This is a genomic window from Kamptonema animale CS-326 (assembly GCF_028330895.1).
Classification (GTDB): domain Bacteria; phylum Cyanobacteriota; class Cyanobacteriia; order Cyanobacteriales; family Microcoleaceae; genus Kamptonema; species Kamptonema formosum.
This window is the reverse complement of record NZ_JAQMUA010000076.1, coordinates 12,418-30,515: the sequence shown is the minus strand read 5'-3', so window position 1 is coordinate 30,515 and position 18,098 is coordinate 12,418. Positions and strand designations below refer to the sequence as shown.

Annotated in this window: 6 protein-coding genes; all 6 read left to right on the top strand. The window is 40.8% G+C overall.

Annotated elements, in window-relative coordinates; genetic code table 11:
- Positions 1-10: 10 nt before the first annotated feature.
- The 6 genes from PN499_RS04540 to PN499_RS04515 all read left to right on the top strand — a co-directional run bounded on the left by PN499_RS04540 (position 11) and on the right by PN499_RS04515 (position 18,072).
- Entirely contained in the window at positions 11-1,057 is a 1,047-nt protein-coding gene (locus PN499_RS04540) for a TauD/TfdA family dioxygenase (protein ID WP_272030492.1), read from the top strand.
- 162 nt (positions 1,058-1,219) lie between these two features.
- A complete protein-coding gene (locus PN499_RS04535) occupies positions 1,220-5,767 on the top strand; it encodes a non-ribosomal peptide synthetase (protein WP_272030491.1) in 4,548 nt (1,515 codons plus the stop codon).
- Entirely contained in the window at positions 5,767-7,167 is a 1,401-nt protein-coding gene (locus PN499_RS04530; protein WP_272030490.1) for a condensation domain-containing protein, read from the top strand. Before PN499_RS04535 ends, PN499_RS04530 begins: the two co-directional genes overlap by 1 nt.
- 31 nt (positions 7,168-7,198) lie before the next feature.
- A complete protein-coding gene (ectB, locus tag PN499_RS04525) occupies positions 7,199-8,488 on the top strand; it encodes a diaminobutyrate--2-oxoglutarate transaminase (protein ID WP_272030489.1) in 1,290 nt (429 codons plus the stop codon).
- A 52-nt stretch (positions 8,489-8,540) separates the two neighbouring features.
- Positions 8,541-13,682 (top strand): non-ribosomal peptide synthetase, encoded by a 5,142-nt coding sequence (locus tag PN499_RS04520; RefSeq protein WP_272030488.1) that lies wholly within the window; start codon positions 8,541-8,543, stop codon positions 13,680-13,682.
- Between the two features lie 61 nt (positions 13,683-13,743).
- Positions 13,744-18,072, top strand: a complete 4,329-nt coding sequence (locus tag PN499_RS04515; RefSeq protein WP_272030487.1) for a non-ribosomal peptide synthetase family protein — start codon at positions 13,744-13,746, stop codon at positions 18,070-18,072.
- Positions 18,073-18,098 lie beyond the last annotated feature (26 nt).

Sequence of the window (18,098 nt, the reverse complement as noted above, 5' to 3'; positions counted from 1 at the left end):
AGGAGTAATTATGACCCATACAACAGCCAAAAAAGTAATTAAAAAAAGCTTAGGCTCTATTAGTCGCAAAGCTGTAAATCTATCTAGCGAAGGTTTGATTCAGACAGAGCATTTACAGTCTGATAGCCCTCTTCCTTTGATAGTAAGACCCACTGTAGAAGGCTTAGACTTAGCAGCTTGGGCAGGTAGCAATCGCCAATGGATAGAAATTCAACTATTGAAATACGGAGGGATTCTTTTCCGCAGCTTTAAAGTGGATGACGTAGCTGAATTTGAACACTTCATCCAGACAATAGCTGGCGAATTACTGGAGTATTCTTTCCGTTCAACTCCGCGCACTCAAGTTAGTGGAAATATCTATACTTCTACTGAATATCCTGCTAGTCAATTTATCCCTTTGCACAACGAAATGTCTTACTCCTTAAGTTGGCCGATGAAAATTGCTTTTTTCTGCATTAAAAAATCCGCAAAGGGAGGCGAAACTCCTATTGCTGACAGCCGCAAAGTTTTCAACCGCATCGATGCCAAAATTAAAGATAGCTTCGCCCAAAAAAGAGTTATGTATGTGCGGAACTATGGAGAAGGTTTAGATTTGCCTTGGCAAAATGTTTTTAATACAACCAGTAAAATTGAGGTAGAAACCTATTGCAAAAACTTGGGAATTCAATTAGAATGGAAGAACAACAATCGCTTAAAAACCAGCCAAGTATGTCAAGCTGTAGCTCAGCATCCTAGAACAGGGGAAATGGTGTGGTTTAATCAGGCGCATTTATTCCATATTTCCAATCTAGAACCAGCCGTTCGCGAAGAGCTTTTAGCTACTTTTAAATCTGAAGATTTACCGCGCAATGCTTACTACGGTGATGGTTCTCCTATTGAGGATTCAATTTTAGAGGAAATTCGTGGTTGCTATCAGCAAGAAACGGTCATTTTCTCCTGGGAAGAAGGGGACGTTTTGCTGCTAGACAATATGCTGGCAGCTCATGGACGCAAGCCTTACGCAGGATCGCGTCAAGTTGTTGTGGGAATGGCAGAACCTTTGGAAGATAAAACGTAAAAATTAGAATTACAAAACTTACGCATGAATAACAGAATTATGTAATTGCCAGCAGCAATATTCTGTCATGGCGAGTGGAAGCAATATCATCCTCTAAATTCGCGCTCTAATAACTTAGGCTTTTTCCCAATTCTCCAAACTTAGCTCTAACCAAATGTAGATATGCAAAAGCAAAATATTGAAGGATTTCGACTCTCTCCCCAACAAAAACATCTTTGGCTATTACAGCAAAATAAAGGCGGATTTCCGGATCGCGTCCAGGGGTCAATTGCGATCGCAGGCAATCTCGACAAAGAGGTTTTAAAAGTAGCATTACAGAACCTTACTAAGCGGCACGAAATTTTGCGTACCACTTTTCATTGCTTACCGGGGATGACTATTCCGCTGCAAACCATCGCCAACTATTATCAAGTTGCAGTTTCTGAATACAATCTCAGTGCTTTATCAGTCTCAGAACAAGAAACTAAAACTGAATGGCTTTTTGAAGAACTAAAACAGCAAGATTTCGACCTTCAAAAATTGCCCCTTTGGAAAGCCTCTCTTGTAACTTTTTCCTGCAAAAAGCATTTATTACTAATTAGCTTTTCAGGAATGATAGCAGATAGCGCCACTCTCAAAAATTTTGTTAATGAACTTAGCCGCACTTATTGGGCCTATTCTCAGGGAGAAGAATTATCAGACGAGCCGATGCAATATGCAGATATTGCTGAATGGGAAAACGATCTCCTCGAAGGCGAAGATACAGAAGCGGGTAGAGAGTATTGGCGCAATCTAGATCGCTCTACTATCCCTAATTTAAAGTTCCTTTTTGAACATAAACAATCTGAAAAAATAGCATTTAAACCACAAGTTTTAACGCAGACATTTTCGAGCAAATTAACTGCCAAAATTGAAGCGCTGGCAAAAAAATGTGAGGTTTCGACAGCGAAAATCTTGCTGACTAGCTGGTTGATTCTGCTGTGGCGACTTTTAGGAAAACAAGAGGCGATTGTCGGTATAGGGGGTGATGGCAGAAAATATGAAGAGTTAGAGCCAGCGTTGGGATTACTATCCAAATATTTGCCGTTTCAATTTCCTCTAGAAGCTGACTTGACTTTTAGAGAAGTATTAAATCAAATTGAGGAAGAAGTAGAGAAGGTTTATCAGTGGCAGGAATACTTTAGTAGGGATGAAATTGTAGGACAAGATAAGTTTTTCCCCGTTTGTTTCCAGTTTGACGAAAAGTCAGCAAAATATCACTCGGAGCAAGTATCCTTTTGCCTTCAAAAAAGCTACACCTGCGTCGATCGCTTTAAAGTTAAATTATCGTGTCTGTATATAGAAGATGCGCTCATTGCCGAGTTTCACTACGATGCGGGGGGATTGGAAGCAGAAGCTATAACTCGCTTGTCGTCGCAATTTCAAATATTGTTAGAAAATGCCACTGATTGCCCAGAAACGGCGATTAGCAATTTGGAAATTTTGAACGATCGCGCCCGCCAGCAACTACTAATAGAGTTCAACCAAACGCAGCAAAATTATCAACAAGAGAAGTGCATTCACCAACTTTTTGAAGAACAAGCTGAACTGACACCGGATCGTATTGCCGTTGTCTTTGAAGATCGGCAACTAACCTACGGCGAACTCAACACTCGTGCTAATCAAGTCGCGAATTATTTACAGCACTTGGGAGTAAAACCAGATGAAATTGTAGCATTGTATGTAGAGCGCTCCCTGGAAACAATTGTCGGTATTATCGGAATTCTTAAAGCAGGTGGCGCTTATTTACCAATAGATTCCGCACTACCAGCAGAGAATGTATCCTTTCGGTTAGAAGATGCTAAAGTAGCAGTATTTTTAACGCAATTACGATTAATAGAAATCTTGCCTAAAATTAATGCACAAATTGTTTGCTTAGATGCAGAAATTCCCGATTTTCCCCTCTCTTCGTCTTCCCTCTCTCCTTCTCCCCAAAACTTAGTTTATGTCATTTATACGTCTGGTTCTACGGGAAAACCCAAAGGCGTTATTACAGAGCATCGACAACTATTAAATTACATAAATGCGATCTCAGAACACCTGGAACTAGCGACAGGTTCTAGCTTTGCTACCGTTTCTACCTTTGCGGCAGATTTAGGAAACACTGCCATCTTTTCGGCCTTGCTGACAGGGGGCTGTCTGCACGTCATCTCGCAAGATCGAGCCTCCGATCCTAATGCTTTAGCAGATTATTTTAGCCGTCATTCCATTGACTATCTGAAAATCGTTCCGTCTCATTTAAACGCGCTACTAACGGCAGATCGAGCAGAAAATATACTGCCCAAAAAAGGACTAATTTTAGGGGGAGAAACGCTCAATTGGAAATTAATAGAAAAAGTGCAGGCCTATCGTCAAAACTGCAAAATTATCAACCACTACGGGCCAACCGAAACCACCATCGGTGTTCTCACTTACGCGATCGATAACAACAGATATCACTTGGAGACTGTACCATTAGGTCGTCCCCTTGCTAATACTCAAATTTACATTCTTGATGAGCATTTACAACCCGTCCCCGTTGGCTCTCCCGGCCAATTACTCATTGGTGGTAAAGGATTAGCACGAGGTTATCTAAATCAACTAGAGCTAACGGCTGAAAAATTTATCTACAATCCATTTTTACAAGATAAGTATTCGGCAAAGTTGGTTACTGCTAGCGATCGCTTGTACAAAACAGGGGATTTAGCTCGTTATTTACCTGATGGGAATATTGAGTTTCTGGGACGCATTGACGAGCAAGTAAAAATTCGAGGGTTTCGGATCGAACCTGGAGAAATAGAATCAGCACTTTTACAACATCCAAGCATTCGGGAAACTGTTGTTATAGCGCGAGAAGATGAATCCAGTAATAAGCGCCTTGTTGCTTATTTTGTTCCCGATCAAACAATGGAATTTTCTGTTGGAGAACTCCGAAACTTCCTCAAGGATAAGCTGCCAGAGTATATGATTCCTTCGGCTTTCGTGCGGCTGAAAGCTTTACCATTAAATCCCAATGGCAAAATAGCGCGGGCATTGCTACCAATTCCAGATACTACCAGGCCCGAATTAGAAGAAATTTTTGCCGCTCCCCGCACGCCTGCTGAAGAAATTATTGCTCAGAGTTGGGCGGAGGTTTTGGAACTCGAACGAGTCGGGATTCATGACAATTTCTTTGAATTAGGTGGAGATTCTATCGTCAGTATTCGCATTGCTGCTCGACTCAACCGAACGGGTTTAAAAGTTACTCCCAAACAACTGTTTGAATACCCAACTGTTGCTCAGTTAGCAGGAGTTGCAGATACAACCGAAATGGCTGAAAAAAGTCTGCCACTGACACCAATTCAACAGATAGTTTGCGAGCAGCCTCTATCAAAAATGGCTCAGATATTATTCTTGGAAATGCGAGAAAATATCGCTCCTAGTTTAATAAAACAAGCCGTACAATGTTTACTGAAAAGGCACGAAACCTTGCGCTTGAAGTTTATTCAGACCTCATCCGGTTGGCAACAATTATTTACTGAACTGGATGAAATTCAAACAGATTTTTTCTCCTACAATGATTTGTCAGAGTTGCCAAAATTTGAGAGAGAAACTGCTTTAAAAACTGCTGCTGAATTGCAATCTAGCCTGAATCCAGCCGAAGGATTCTTAATGCGAGTAGCACTATTTAATTTGGGTAGCGATCGCCCCTCTCGACTATTATTTATCGTTCATCAACTCGCGGTTGATAACAAATCATGGCAAATTTTGTTAGAGGAATTTGCCGAGGCGATCGCGCAACTCAGGCAAGGGAAAACTATACAATTACCTGAAGCAAGAAGTTCCTTCAAACAGTGGTGCAAATTTGTGTACAAATATGCTAACCTTTCTCAATTAGACTCAGAACGAGATTACTGGATCGCACAACATCAGGAAGTATCCAAACTGCCAAAAGAGCTTGCGACTAACGGCATCGTAGAAACTAATAACCATCCTGTATTAGTTGCACTCAATATTGAAGAAACGCAGACATTATTTGAGAAAGTGTTAACAACTTATCGAGTTCAAATAGATGAGGTCTTGCTAACAGCATTGGTGCAGGCGTTTAAACTATGGACAAAAGTAGATTCTTTGCTAGTTGATGTGGAAGAAGATGGACGAGCGCTGGCCAAAGAAATTGACTTGTCGCGAACTGTTGGCTGTTTTACTACAGTCTTTCCCCTACACTTTAAGTTGCAGAAAATTTCTCAATCTGCTGAAGCATTAAAAGCTATTAAACAGCAGTTGCGTAGTGTTCCCAATGGAGGTATAGGTTATGGAGTAATACGTTATCTTAGCGATGATTTAGAGGTAAATGAAAAACTATTAAATTTAGAGCAAGCAGAGGTTAAGTTTTCTTATAAGCAACCGATTCCGTTATTAGAACCTGCCTCAAATTTTCAACCAATCCAATTGAGAGAGAACGATGGTCGAAGCAGTTATTTAATAGAAATTGAGGGATTTATCCGTGAGGAACGATTACAAGTACAGTGGCGATATAAGGAAACAGCTTATCGACGAACCACGATCGAGAACCTGGCTCAAGAGTTTCTGAATTCTCTACAATCGCTTGTCGCAGCTTCGGAGTCTATGAAAACCGCAAGTTATGCGCCTTCTGACTTTCCTAAAGCCAACTTGAATCAACAAGATTTAGAGCGGTTTATGGCAAAACTTAACCGAGGAAAACTAAACTAATGAAAGTAGAAAATATTGAAGATATTTACGAACTAACTCCGATTCAAAAAGGCATCCTATTTCACAGTTTGTATGCACCAGAATTAGGACTATATTTTTTCCAAATGCCTTTTGTTTTGCGCGGAAATCTTAATATTGAGGTATTCGAGCGCTCTTGGCAGCAAGTAGTAGATCGGCACGCTAGTTTGCGGACAGGTTTCTATTGGGAAGATATTAATAAACCCCTACAAGTTGTTTATCGAGAAGTTAAAGTGCCTCTAGAGCTACACGACTGGCGCGGAGTCGAAGCTACTGAACAGCAGCAGCAAATCAAGACTTTTCTGGAACGCGATCGCGCTACAGGATTCGATTTGGCTCAAGATTGCTTGATGCGGTTAACTTTATTCCGCCTTGCCGATAACTCTTACTACTTTGTTTGGAGCCGACATTTCCTAATTATTGATGGGTGGTCAGTCCCGCTAGTAATCAAGGATTTTATTCAAATTTATGAAGCGCTTTGTCAGGGGAAAACAGTGAACTTAGTACCGAGTATTCCCTACCGAAATTACGTTGATTGGTTAGAGGCGCAAGATTTATTGCAAGCAGAAAATTTCTGGCGACAAGCGTTGGTGGGATTGCGAACGCCCACACCTTTAATTAACCTCAATTCTGACAATACTACACCACCCCAAGAAAAATATGACGAGCAGCGAATTTATTTATCACAAGCGCTAGCCAGCGCATTGCAATCTTTAGCAAGGCAGCATCAAGTAACATTCAATGTCCTCTTTCAGGCAACTTGGGCAATACTCCTCAGCCACTATAGCGGTCAAAACAAAATTGCCTATGGATGTACGGTTTCTGGTCGTCCAGTCGAATTAGTGGGAGCAGAATCAATGGTAGGACTATTTGTTAATACATTACCTGTCTGGATCGAGGTAAATCTAGAACAGTCTCTAATAACTTGGCTCAGGCAACTTCAAGCTCTGCTCATTGAAATGCGCCAGTATGAATATAGTCCTCTAGTTGATATTCAAGGCTGGAGTGAAATGCCGCGAAGTTTACCTTTATTCGAGAGCATTTTGGTGTTTGAAAATGCACCAGTAGATCGAGTTTTACGGCAGTGGGAAGGAAGTCTAGAAGTTGAAATTGAAAATACATTTTACAAGACCAACTATCCTCTCACAGTCGCTGTGTATCCTGATTCCGATTTATGCGTTGCGATCAATTACGATTTCCGCCGCTTTGACACGGCTACCATTGCCTGCATTTTAGAGGATTTTGAGAAAGTGCTACAGGGGATGGTAGCGCATTCGGAAGGGCGGTTAAAGGACTTGCTGTTGCAAGCAGATCGAGAGTATCCCATTGCTTTAATGCTCGAAAAAGAAGCAGTATTTAATTTTGAGTTTACTACCACCTAACTAAGAACTTAATTTGAGTGAGGAAGTTGCCATGAATCGTATTGCTCTACAAAAGAAAAGCCATTCTCTCGATGTTTTTGAAAGCCACGAGTCGAATGTTAGAAGTTATTGCAGAAATTTTCCTGATATATTCCATCGGGCAAAAGGTTCTGTTATCTATTCAGAGTCAGGTACCGAATATATCGATTTTTTGGCAGGAGCAGGGGCATTAAATTACGGTCACAACAATGACTATATCAAGCAAAAAGTGATCGCATATCTGGAATCAGACGCGATCGCGCATGGTTTGGATATGTACACTTCGGCCAAAAAAGAATTTTTAGAAAAATTCACCTCCTCTATTTTAAAACCGAAAAATCTGGATTATAAAATTCAATTTTGCGGGCCAACGGGAACTAATGCCGTTGAAGCAGCGTTGAAATTAGCCAGAAAGATTAAAAAAAGAGCGAGTATTTTCTCCTTCATGGGAGCCTATCACGGGATGACATTAGGCAGTTTAGCAGCTAGTGGTAATAGCGCCGCTAGAGAGGGGGCGGGAGTTACGCTAAATAACGTAACATTTATGCCTTATCCCTATGGATTCATGGAAAATATTGATACCATCGGGTTTATTGAAGCTGTCCTGAATGATGTTAATTCTGGCATTGAGAAACCAGCAGCAATTATTTTTGAAACTGTTCAAGCTGAAGGAGGAATTATTGTCGCGCCGATTGAATGGATGCAACAACTCAGAGACTTGTGCGATCGTCACGACATTTTATTAATTTGCGATGATATTCAAGTAGGTTGCGGTCGAACGGGAGCTTTCTTTTCTTTTGAAAGAGCGAATATCGCCCCTGATATGATCGTCCTCTCTAAATCTATTAGTGGTTATGGATTTCCGATGTCGCTTCTGTTAATTAAACGCGAGTTAGATATTTGGGAACCGGGCGAACATACGGGTACTTTTCGCGGCAATCAATTGGCTTTTGTGGGAGCCAACGCTGCTCTAGAATATCGAGAAAATACTAATCTTGAACGTGAAGTAAATGTGAAAGAATTTTTCTTGAAAAACTTTTTAACCCAAGAAATTGCCCCCATCAGTGAGATGCTAAACATCCGAGGAATTGGCTTAATCTGGGGCATTGATTTAGAAAAATTTGGTGCTGCTAGTTTTGCTAAAAAGGTTACTGCACGTTGTTTTGAGTTGGGACTAATTGTGGAAAGAGTAGGGAGAAATGATGCGGTTATCAAAATCTTACCTCCGCTGACGATTGAATTGCCTATGTTGCAACAAGGTTGCGGAATTATCAAACAAGCCTTGTTGGATTGCTTGAATTAAGAAGGGTTCTGAACTTCCATTTAGTGACTTTAAAAATCTGAGGAGACGAAAAATGGTACCTATTGTCAATCAAATTAAACAGTTAGAATCTCTGTATGAAAATTTATTTTCTCAAAAAATTTATTGGCTAAAGAAGCTATCTGGAGAATTGCCGGAGACAACTTTGATCGGCGACTATGTAAGACCTTTAGTATGTAATGTCAAAAATAAACAGGTGACATTTGAACTCTCTAGTGAGTTCTCGAAAGCAATTTTCAAATTATCTAAAAAATCCGAGCTTTCTATTTATCTAGTTCTCCTTACTGCCGCCAAAATTTTGCTCTACAAATATACCGGCAATAGAGACCTTATTGTTGGTTCTCCCGTTTATAATCCCAGCAAAAATGATAGCTTAATTAATCAAGTAGCGATCGTGCGTTCGGCGCTCGCCAATGAAATGACATTTAAAGAGTTTTTACTGCAAGTTAAAGACACTGCGATCGCTGCCTACAGTCATCAAAATTATCCATTCACTCAATTAATTAGGTTGTTGAAACTTCCCCCAACTGAGAATAGATCTCCAATTTTTGATGTGGCTGTTTTATTAGAAAATATTCATGATGCCAGCACTTTTGGAGATATGGGGAACGATTTAACGATAGCCTGGAAAGTTAAAGATCATCAACTTCAGGGCAAAATCGAGTACAGCGAATTACTTTTTAAAGAAGAGACAATTCAGAGATTGGCGTTACACTACGTTAATCTCCTAAAAAATGCCCTCGATAACATACACACTAAAATTAGCGACATTTGTCTATTAAACACTTCTGAAAAAATTCAACTCCTAGAAGCTTTTAACGATAATACTAGAGAGTACCCAGTACATAAAACTCTTCATGAACTATTTGAAAATCAAGTCGATAAAACGCCGAATAAAATAGCGGTAGTTTTTGAAGGTACCCAGTTAACCTATCGCGAACTAAACGAAAAAGCTAACCAACTTGCCAACTTATTGCAGAGCTTAGGAGTTAAAAATCGAGAATTTATCGGTATTCTGCAACAGCGAAGTCCTAATTTCCTAATTAGTATTATCGCAATATTAAAAGCGGGTGGAGCCTACGTTCCAATTGATAGCACTTATCCCCCAGAAAGAATTCGCTATATGCTATCTCATAGCGAAGTTAGGATTCTGTTAACCCACAGTTTATTTTTAGAGGGTTTGACCAGTCAAATTGAGGATTGTCCTCATTTAAAATATTTGATTTGTTTGGATGTCAATCTAAATCAAAAAACTGTCGTATTTCCCTGCGATATAAAGATTTACAATCGCCACAATTTTGAGAAATTACCTACCACGAATTTACCTACGAGCAATTATGGAATCGATCCTGCTTATGCAATTTATACCTCCGGTTCCACCGGATTACCCAAAGGAGCCATTATCAGACATGGGGGCGCAATTAATCACATTTATGCTCAATTTGAAGCTCTAAGCTTGAGTGAAGAATTAGCATTTTTACAAAGTGCTCCTGCTTCCTCAGATATTTCTATTTGGCAATTTTTAGCACCGCTTTTAATTGGGGGGAAAACTGCGATTGCAAATTTAGACATTGTTTGCAACCCTGAAAAGTTATTCCAGTTAATTCACCACCAAAAAATAACTATCGTAGAACTTGTACCCACCGTTGTCCGAGGATTGATAGATTACCTTTCACAATTATCTCCTCAGCAACGAGCATTACCTGATTTAAAGTGGATGATGGTAACAGGAGAATCTGTCTCGGTAGAATTGGCAAATCAGTGGCTAAATTTGTATCCCTCGATTAGCATTGTTAATGCTTATGGCCCTACAGAAGCGGCTGACGATATTACCCAGGCAATTATTGAAAAACCGTTACAAAAAAATCAGCGATTGCTTCCTATTGGCAAACCTCTTGCTAATTTAAATCTCTACATCCTTGACTCTCAAATGAAGTTAGTACCGATTGGAGTTCCAGGAGAGATTTGCGTATCGGGATTTGGTGTTGGCGAGGGCTATTGGAAAGATGAACAGAATACTGCATTAAGCTTTGTTAGCAATCCATTTCCAAATACAGCCAAACCGCTACCAGGTCTTGACAAAGATTTAATATACAAAACAGGAGATTTAGGGCGATGGCTTCCAGAGGGAATGCTTGAATTTTTAGGGCGCATCGATCGCCAGGTAAAAATTCGTGGCTTCCGTATTGAATTAGGAGAAATTGAGGCGGTTTTAGAGCGGCATCCGGCTGTACAAGAAACGGTAGTTACAGTCAGAGAAGATAGTTTGGGCAACAAACGTTTAGTGGCTTATGTCGTTCCGCAGAGGTCGAAGGGGAGTTTGATAGAGGCTCAATCGTTGATTATTACAGACGAATTGCGCGATGATTTAAAGCAAAAACTACCTGAATATATGATGCCTTCAGCATTTGTGCTACTGGAAGGTTTGCCACTTTTGCCGAATGGCAAGATCGATCGCCGATCGCTACCAGATCCCGAAAAAAGTGCGATCGCGACAGTGCGATCGCCCGTTGAAGAAATGGTTGCTAGCATTTGGGGCGAAATTTTGGGCGTTGAGTACATTGGCAGCGACGACAATTTCTTCGATTTGGGAGGGCATTCGCTATTGGCAACTCAAGCGATCGCCCGCCTGCGCGCAGCTTTTCAAATTGAACTGCCCCTGCGTGTTTTATTTGAAGCGCCAACAGTAGCAAGTTTAAGCGATCGCGTTTCCCAGGCTTGCCACAGCCCTCTAAAACTCGAAACTCCCCCGATTGAGCGCGTTTCGCGGGAAGGAGAATTACCCCTTTCTTTCGCACAACAGCGACTCTGGTTTCTCGATCAATTGCAACCAGGTAATCCGGCTTACAATATTCCCGCAGCCGTGCGCTTAAAAGGTATTCTCAACCTTGAAGTATTAGAGCGAAGTTTCCAAGAAATTATCAATCGCCATGAAGCCTTACGAACCACTTTTAACACAGTGGAAGGACGACCAATTCAAGTAATTACTCCCTCTTTTACTTTCACTTTATCAGTAGTAGATTTACGCAACTTTCATCAATCAGAACGGGAAGCTAAAGCCCTACAACTTGTCTCGGAAGAAGCAAGGAAGCCTTTTATTTTAGCAAAATTGCCATTAATACGGGTTACTTTGCTACAATTAGCTGAGACAGAATACATATTATTGCTCACCATTCATCATATTATTGCTGATGGCTGGTCACTCGGAATAATTGTGCGAGAAATGGCAACTATTTACGAAGCTTTTTCTACCGGCAAATCCTCCCCTCTCTCTGAACTTAAACTTCAATATGTTGATTATACTGTATGGCAGAGGAAGTGGCTACAAGGAGAAGTTTTAGAAGAAAAGCTTTCCTATTGGAAGCAACAATTAGGCAACAATTATTCAGCGCTAAAGCTCCCAACAAAACAAGTCACTGCGGCTACTTCCACCTACGAAGCTGCTATTCAACCTTTCGCGCTTTCTCCACATCTTTCCGCAGCACTCAAGAAGTTGAGCCGTCAACAAAATGTCACCCTTTTCATGACATTATTAGCTGCTCTTGAAACACTTTTATATCGCTATACTAATCAGGATGACATCACCATCGGCACCGATCTCGCCAATCGCACCCAATTTGAGACAGAAGCTCTGATTGGTTTCTTTGTTAATATTCTCCTTTTGCGTAACGATCTGAGTGGCAATCCTACTTTTTGTGAATTGCTCGAGCGCGTGCGAGAAGTTTCTTTAAAAGCCTACGCTTACCAAGATTTACCTTTTGATAAATTGGTAGAGGAATTACGACCGAATCGCACTCTAAACCAAACGCCACTCTTCCAAGTTTTATTCGTCCTGCAAAATATGCCTATCCCTGCTTTACAACTAGCAGGATTAAGCTTGACTCCGTTAGAAATTGACAGCGGAATTGCCAAATTTGATTTAGTTCTCTTCATGGGTGAAACAGAGCAAGGAATTGTGGGTCGATGGAAATACAATAGCGATCTCTTTGATGCGAGCGCCATTGAGCAAATGTCCAGTCGTTTTGAAACCCTATTAAACAGTATTGTAGCGCAGCCAGATACTCGTTTAAATAACTTAGAAATCATCGCTGAAGTTGAAAAACAAAAACAATCTATGCAAGAATTAAAGCGTGAAAAGCTTAGCTTCAACAAATTTAAAAACGTTAAGCCTAAAGTGGTAGCTTTGTCAGATTGCGAGTTAATAAAAACCGATTATCTTCAGTCTGGGGAACTCTTACCGTTACTAATTAAGCCTGCCGTAACTGATGTCGATCTGATTGATTGGGCAAAGAACAACCGAGAGTTTATCGAGAGCAAATTGCTACAACATGGCGCAATTCTATTTCGAGGCTTTACAGAGCCTTTAGTTTCTACCTTTGAGCAGTTTGCTCATGTAATTTGTCCGCAATTATTTGGCGAGTATGGAGACTTACCACGCGAAGGAATTAGCGAAAAAGTTTATGGATCAACTCCTTACCCAGCCGATAAAACTATTTTGTTTCACAATGAAAGTTCGCACCTGCATTGCTGGCCTTTGAAAATCTGGTTTTTCTGCGTTCAACCCGCTCAACAAGGCGGAGAAACCCCCATCGTTGATTGCCGAAAAATTTACCAGTTACTCCCTCCTAAGCTCCGCGAAATCTTTGCCCAAAAGCAACTTATGTACGTCCGTAATTACACCGATGGACTGGATGTAAGCTGGCAAGAATTTTTCAAAACAGCAGACAAAACGGAGGTAGAAAAATATTGTCGTCATGCCAAGATAGACTTTGAATGGAAAGAAGGAAATAGGCTAATCGCTCGCAAAGTACGTCCAGCAATTGTCCAACATCCGATTACCAACGAAATGGTATTCTTTAATCAGCTTTTCTTACACCACATTTCCTGTTTAGATCCAGCAGTTCGTGCTTCTTTATTGTCTGTATTTGGAGAAGAAAACTTGCCTCGCAACGTCTATTACGGCGATGGTAGCCCGATTGAAGACTTAGTAATCGAAGAGATTCAGGCTATTTATCAGCAGGCTACTATCAGTTTTCCTTGGGAAGCAGGAGACATATTAATATTAGATAATATGTCCGTTGCTCACAGTCGGAACCCATTCTTAGGAGCGCGAAAGATTGTCGTAGCAATGGGGGAAATGATCGGAGAAGCAGAGATTGAAAAGTTGACTTGCTGACCCAACACCCTTCAATACATCGGTAATTTCTTAAAAATTAAGTAACAAGAATCAGGAAAAAATGCAAACAATTAATGGATTTCGGCTCTCTCCTCAACAAAAGTACCTGTGGTTATTGCAACAAGATAGCCCCGCTTATCGAGCCCAGTGTGCCCTTTTGTTAGTCGGCGATCTCAAAACAGAAGCTCTAAAAAAGGCTTTGGAACGAGTTAGCGATCGCCACGAAATTTTACGGACAACTTTTCACCGCCGCTCTGGAATCAAAATCCCCATTCAAGTTATAGCGGAGGGCAGCATAATTTCCTGGGAGAGCGTTAATTATGAAGGGCTAAATTCGTCAGCACAAGTCGCTAAAATTGAGGAGTTATTATGCAAAGAAAAATACTCAAGTTTTAATTTTGAGCAAAATCCAATTTGGCACTTATCCCTAATTTCTTTATCAATCAATAGGCACATTTTGGTTGTCAGTCTACCTTCCCTGTGTGCCGATAGCTGGACTCTTAAAAACCTAATTCGAGAAATTAGTGAGTCTTATTCAGCTTGCTTACAAGGTCAGGAACTCTCCGACAACGTAGTGCAGTATGTCCAATATTCGGAATGGCAGAATGAATTGATTGAGGATGAAGAGGCAGCAGAAGGTAAAAAATATTGGAACGACCAATATAACTCAGAACTGGTCAATTTAAAGTTACCTTTTGAGAATAAACTAATTGACCTGCAAGACAAATTTGAACCGAATTGTTTTGAGGTAAAAATAGAGCTTGATTTACTAGCGAAAATAGACCAAATTTCTCGACGCGAGAATACATCATTTTCTACCTTCTTACTTGCTTGCTGGAAAACTTTACTCTGGCGGTTGGTGGGAAAGGCAGAAATAGTTGTCGCCACAGCACTCAATGGTCGGAAATACGAAGAACTAGAACCAACTTTTGGTCTATTTACGAAATTTTTACCGATTCGTTCTTACATACTAGAACACTTTACTTTTCAGGAAATTTTGCAACAAATTCAGCAATCAGAAAGCAATGCTTATAAATTGCAGGAGTATTTTTTTCCAAAAAATCTCGGTGACGATCTCTCATTTTTCCCATTTTGCTTTGAGTTTGAGGAACAACTAGAAAAGTATTCTGCCGCTGGCGTAGATTTTTCAATGTATCAGCAATATGTATGTAACGATCGCTTCAAAGTTAAACTTTCTTGCCAACGCCGGGAAAATGGGATCGTCGCCGAGTTTTACTACGATTCTACTTGGATAGGAGAACAAGCTATCCAATGTTTAGCAGAACAATTCTATACATTAGTAAAAAGTGCTGCTAACAACCCAACAACCGCGATCGGTGAATTACAAATTCTCAGCGATCGCACCTGTCAGGAAATCTTAGTTGAATTTAATAGTACGAAAGCCGATTATCCCCAAAATAAGTGCATTCACCAACTATTTGAGGAACAAGCAGAGCTTGTACCAGAACAGATCGCGATTGTCTTTGAAAACCAGCAACTTACTTACCGTCAACTTAATTTACTTGCCAATCAAATCGCTTATTCCCTACAAAAACTAGGAGTAAAGTCCGAAGTAATAGTGGGAATTTGTGCGGATCGCTCTGTGGAAGCAATCGCCGGAATTCTTGGCATTCTCAAAGCTGGTGGTGCGTATTTACCACTCGATCCGGCAATGCCAAAAGATCGGCTAGCATTGATGTTACAGGATGCTCGTGTGCCAGTGGTATTAACGCAACAACATCTGCTCGAAAGCGTGCCTCAAACTGGCGCAGAAATCCTTTGTTTAGACACAGATATTCCCCTAACTTTTGATGCTTACCCTCTGCTTTCTTCCCCCTCTCCTGAAAACTTAGCCTATGTGATTTATACCTCTGGTTCTACTGGCAACCCTAAAGGAGTTGCTATCGAACACCGAGCGCTTGTCAATTATTTATATAGTATTCAGGAACGATTAAACTTGCCATCCAATGCCAGTTTTGCAACCGTTTCTACTTTAGCAGCGGACTTAGGAAATACAGTGATTTTTCCAGCTTTATGTATAGGAGGATGCCTTCATATAATTTCCCAAGAATGCGCCACCAATCCAGAGGCAATCGCTGCTTACTTTCAGCAGCATTCTATTGACTGTCTCAAAATTGTTCCCTCCCATCTGAAAGCTTTACTAACTGCTGCTAATCCCGCGCAAGTTTTGCCTAAAAAGCGATTGATACTAGGGGGTGAAGTTTTAACTTGGAATTTGCTAGCAACTATCCAGAAATACGCTCCAGACTGTTTAATTTTCAACCATTATGGGCCGACAGAAACAACCGTAGGTGTACTGACATATCAGATAAAAGAGCAAGAAAATTCTTTTTATGAATCAGTTCCCCTAGGTCGTCCTATTAATAATGTCCAGATTTATTTACTAGATCCGCAGTTGCAGCCAGTTCCTATTGGCGTGTCCGGGGAGTTATATATCGGCGGTGCTTCTTTAGCTCGTGGCTATCTAAATCAACCCCAACTAACTAAGGAAAAATTTATTGTCAATCCCTTTAACTTAGAGTCAGGATTGCGATTGTATAAAACTGGAGATTTGGCTCGCTATTTACCGGACGGAAATATTGAGTTTCTGGGGCGTATAGACGCTCAAGTTAAACTGCGAGGTTTTCGCATTGAACTAGGAGAAATAGAAGCAGTGCTATCTCAACATCCGGCGGTGAGTGAAGCGGTGGTTTTGCTTCGGGAAAACGAACCCGGCAATCAGCGTTTGGTTGCCTATTTAGTCCCCAATCTAGACTCAGCTATTGCTATTAAGGAATTGCGTTCATTTTTAAAAGAAAAACTGCCAGAGTATATGGTACCATCAGCTTTCGTAATTTTGAAAGCATTGCCCCTCACTACTAATGGAAAAATAGACCGTCGAGCGTTACTAGCATCGGAGGTAATTAAAGCTGATTTAGCTGATAGTTTCGTTGCTCCTCGCACTCGCGTAGAAACGATTCTTGCTGAAATTTGGGCTGAGTTATTAGGGCTTGACCAAGTGGGAATTTATGACAATTTCTTTGATTTAGGAGGGCATTCCTTACTGATTACCCAGTTGTTAGCAAAGGTAAGAGATGTTTTTCAAGTTGAATTACTTTTGCGGCGTTTCTTTGAAGCTCCTACTATTGCTGCTTTAGCAAAAAATATTGAGGTTAAGCATGGTCTCGATGCTGCGGAAGATCGCCCTGTGAGTTTTGATATTAACGCTGAAGTTGTTTTAGATCCCGCAATCCGCCCTGACAGTTTGTCAAGGGAGCTAATAACTGAACCAGCTTGCATTTTGTTAACAGGATCGACGGGATTTCTGGGAGCTTTTTTACTTCACGATCTCCTCCAACAAACTCAAGCTGAAATTTATTGCCTAGTCCGTTCCCCCGATCCTGAATCAGGTAAAAAACGGATTCAAAGTAGCCTCGAATCTTATTCTATTTGGGACGAAAGCAACAGTCACCGTATTTTGCCAATAATTGGAGATTTATCTCAACCACTTTTGGGACTTTCTGAGGGAGAATTTCAAGTTTTAGCCAATAAGATTGATGTCATTTACCACAATGGTGCGTTTGTCAAGTTTACTTATCCCTATTCAGTTCTGAAACCAGCAAATGTTTTGGGAACCCAAGAAATACTGCGATTAGCGAGTCAATGTAAGGTCAAACCCGTTCATTTTATTTCTACTATTTCCATTTTTTCGGCAATTGGAGAGTCTGGGATTAAGGTGGTGCGAGAGCAGGATGAACTGACTGCCGGAGAGGACCTCAAAGGTGCTTATACTCAGAGTAAATGGGTGGCAGAAAAATTAATGGCGATCGCGCGCGAGCGGGGAATTCCTGTTAACATTTACAGACCAGGACGGATTTCTGGACACAGCAAAACAGGTGTTTGTAATCCTACTGATTTACTCTACCGGTTAATAGCTGGTTGTGTGCAACTTCGATGCGCGCCGGATCGGGATAGGATGATGAACGTAGCGCCTGTAGATTATGTAAGCCGAGCGATCGTTCATCTTTCTCGACAAAAAGCAGCCCTTGGAGAGACTTTTCACTTAGTAAACCCTAATTCTTTCCATCTGAGTGAATTAGTTGACTGGGTTCGCTCAATGGGCTATCTAATTGAGCAGATTTCTTATAAAAATTGGCAAGCAGAAATACTAAATCGTGCTGGATATTCTCCAGAAAATGCGTTGTATCCACTTGTCGGTCTTTTCTCTGAAAAAGTGTCGGAAGCAGAAATAATTAAGTCAGCCGTACTGCAATTCGATTGCCAGAATACGTTGAATCGCCTTTCGGGAACTGATATTATCTGTCCGCAAGCTGATGTGAATTTGTTTCGGACTTATCTTTCATTTTTGAGCGCTCGTGACTTGATATAGCTCTTCTCAATGCCTTACGGACTACA

Coding starts and splice junctions, on each gene's coding strand:
- PN499_RS04540 (WP_272030492.1), top strand. CDS start 11: ATGACCCATACAACAGCCAAAAAAGTAATTAAAAAAAGCTTAGGCTCT.
- PN499_RS04530 (WP_272030490.1), top strand. CDS start 5,767: ATGAAAGTAGAAAATATTGAAGATATTTACGAACTAACTCCGATTCAA.
- ectB (WP_272030489.1), top strand. CDS start 7,199: ATGAATCGTATTGCTCTACAAAAGAAAAGCCATTCTCTCGATGTTTTT.
- PN499_RS04520 (WP_272030488.1), top strand. CDS start 8,541: ATGGTACCTATTGTCAATCAAATTAAACAGTTAGAATCTCTGTATGAA.
- PN499_RS04535 (WP_272030491.1), top strand. CDS start 1,220: ATGCAAAAGCAAAATATTGAAGGATTTCGACTCTCTCCCCAACAAAAA.
- PN499_RS04515 (WP_272030487.1), top strand. CDS start 13,744: ATGCAAACAATTAATGGATTTCGGCTCTCTCCTCAACAAAAGTACCTG.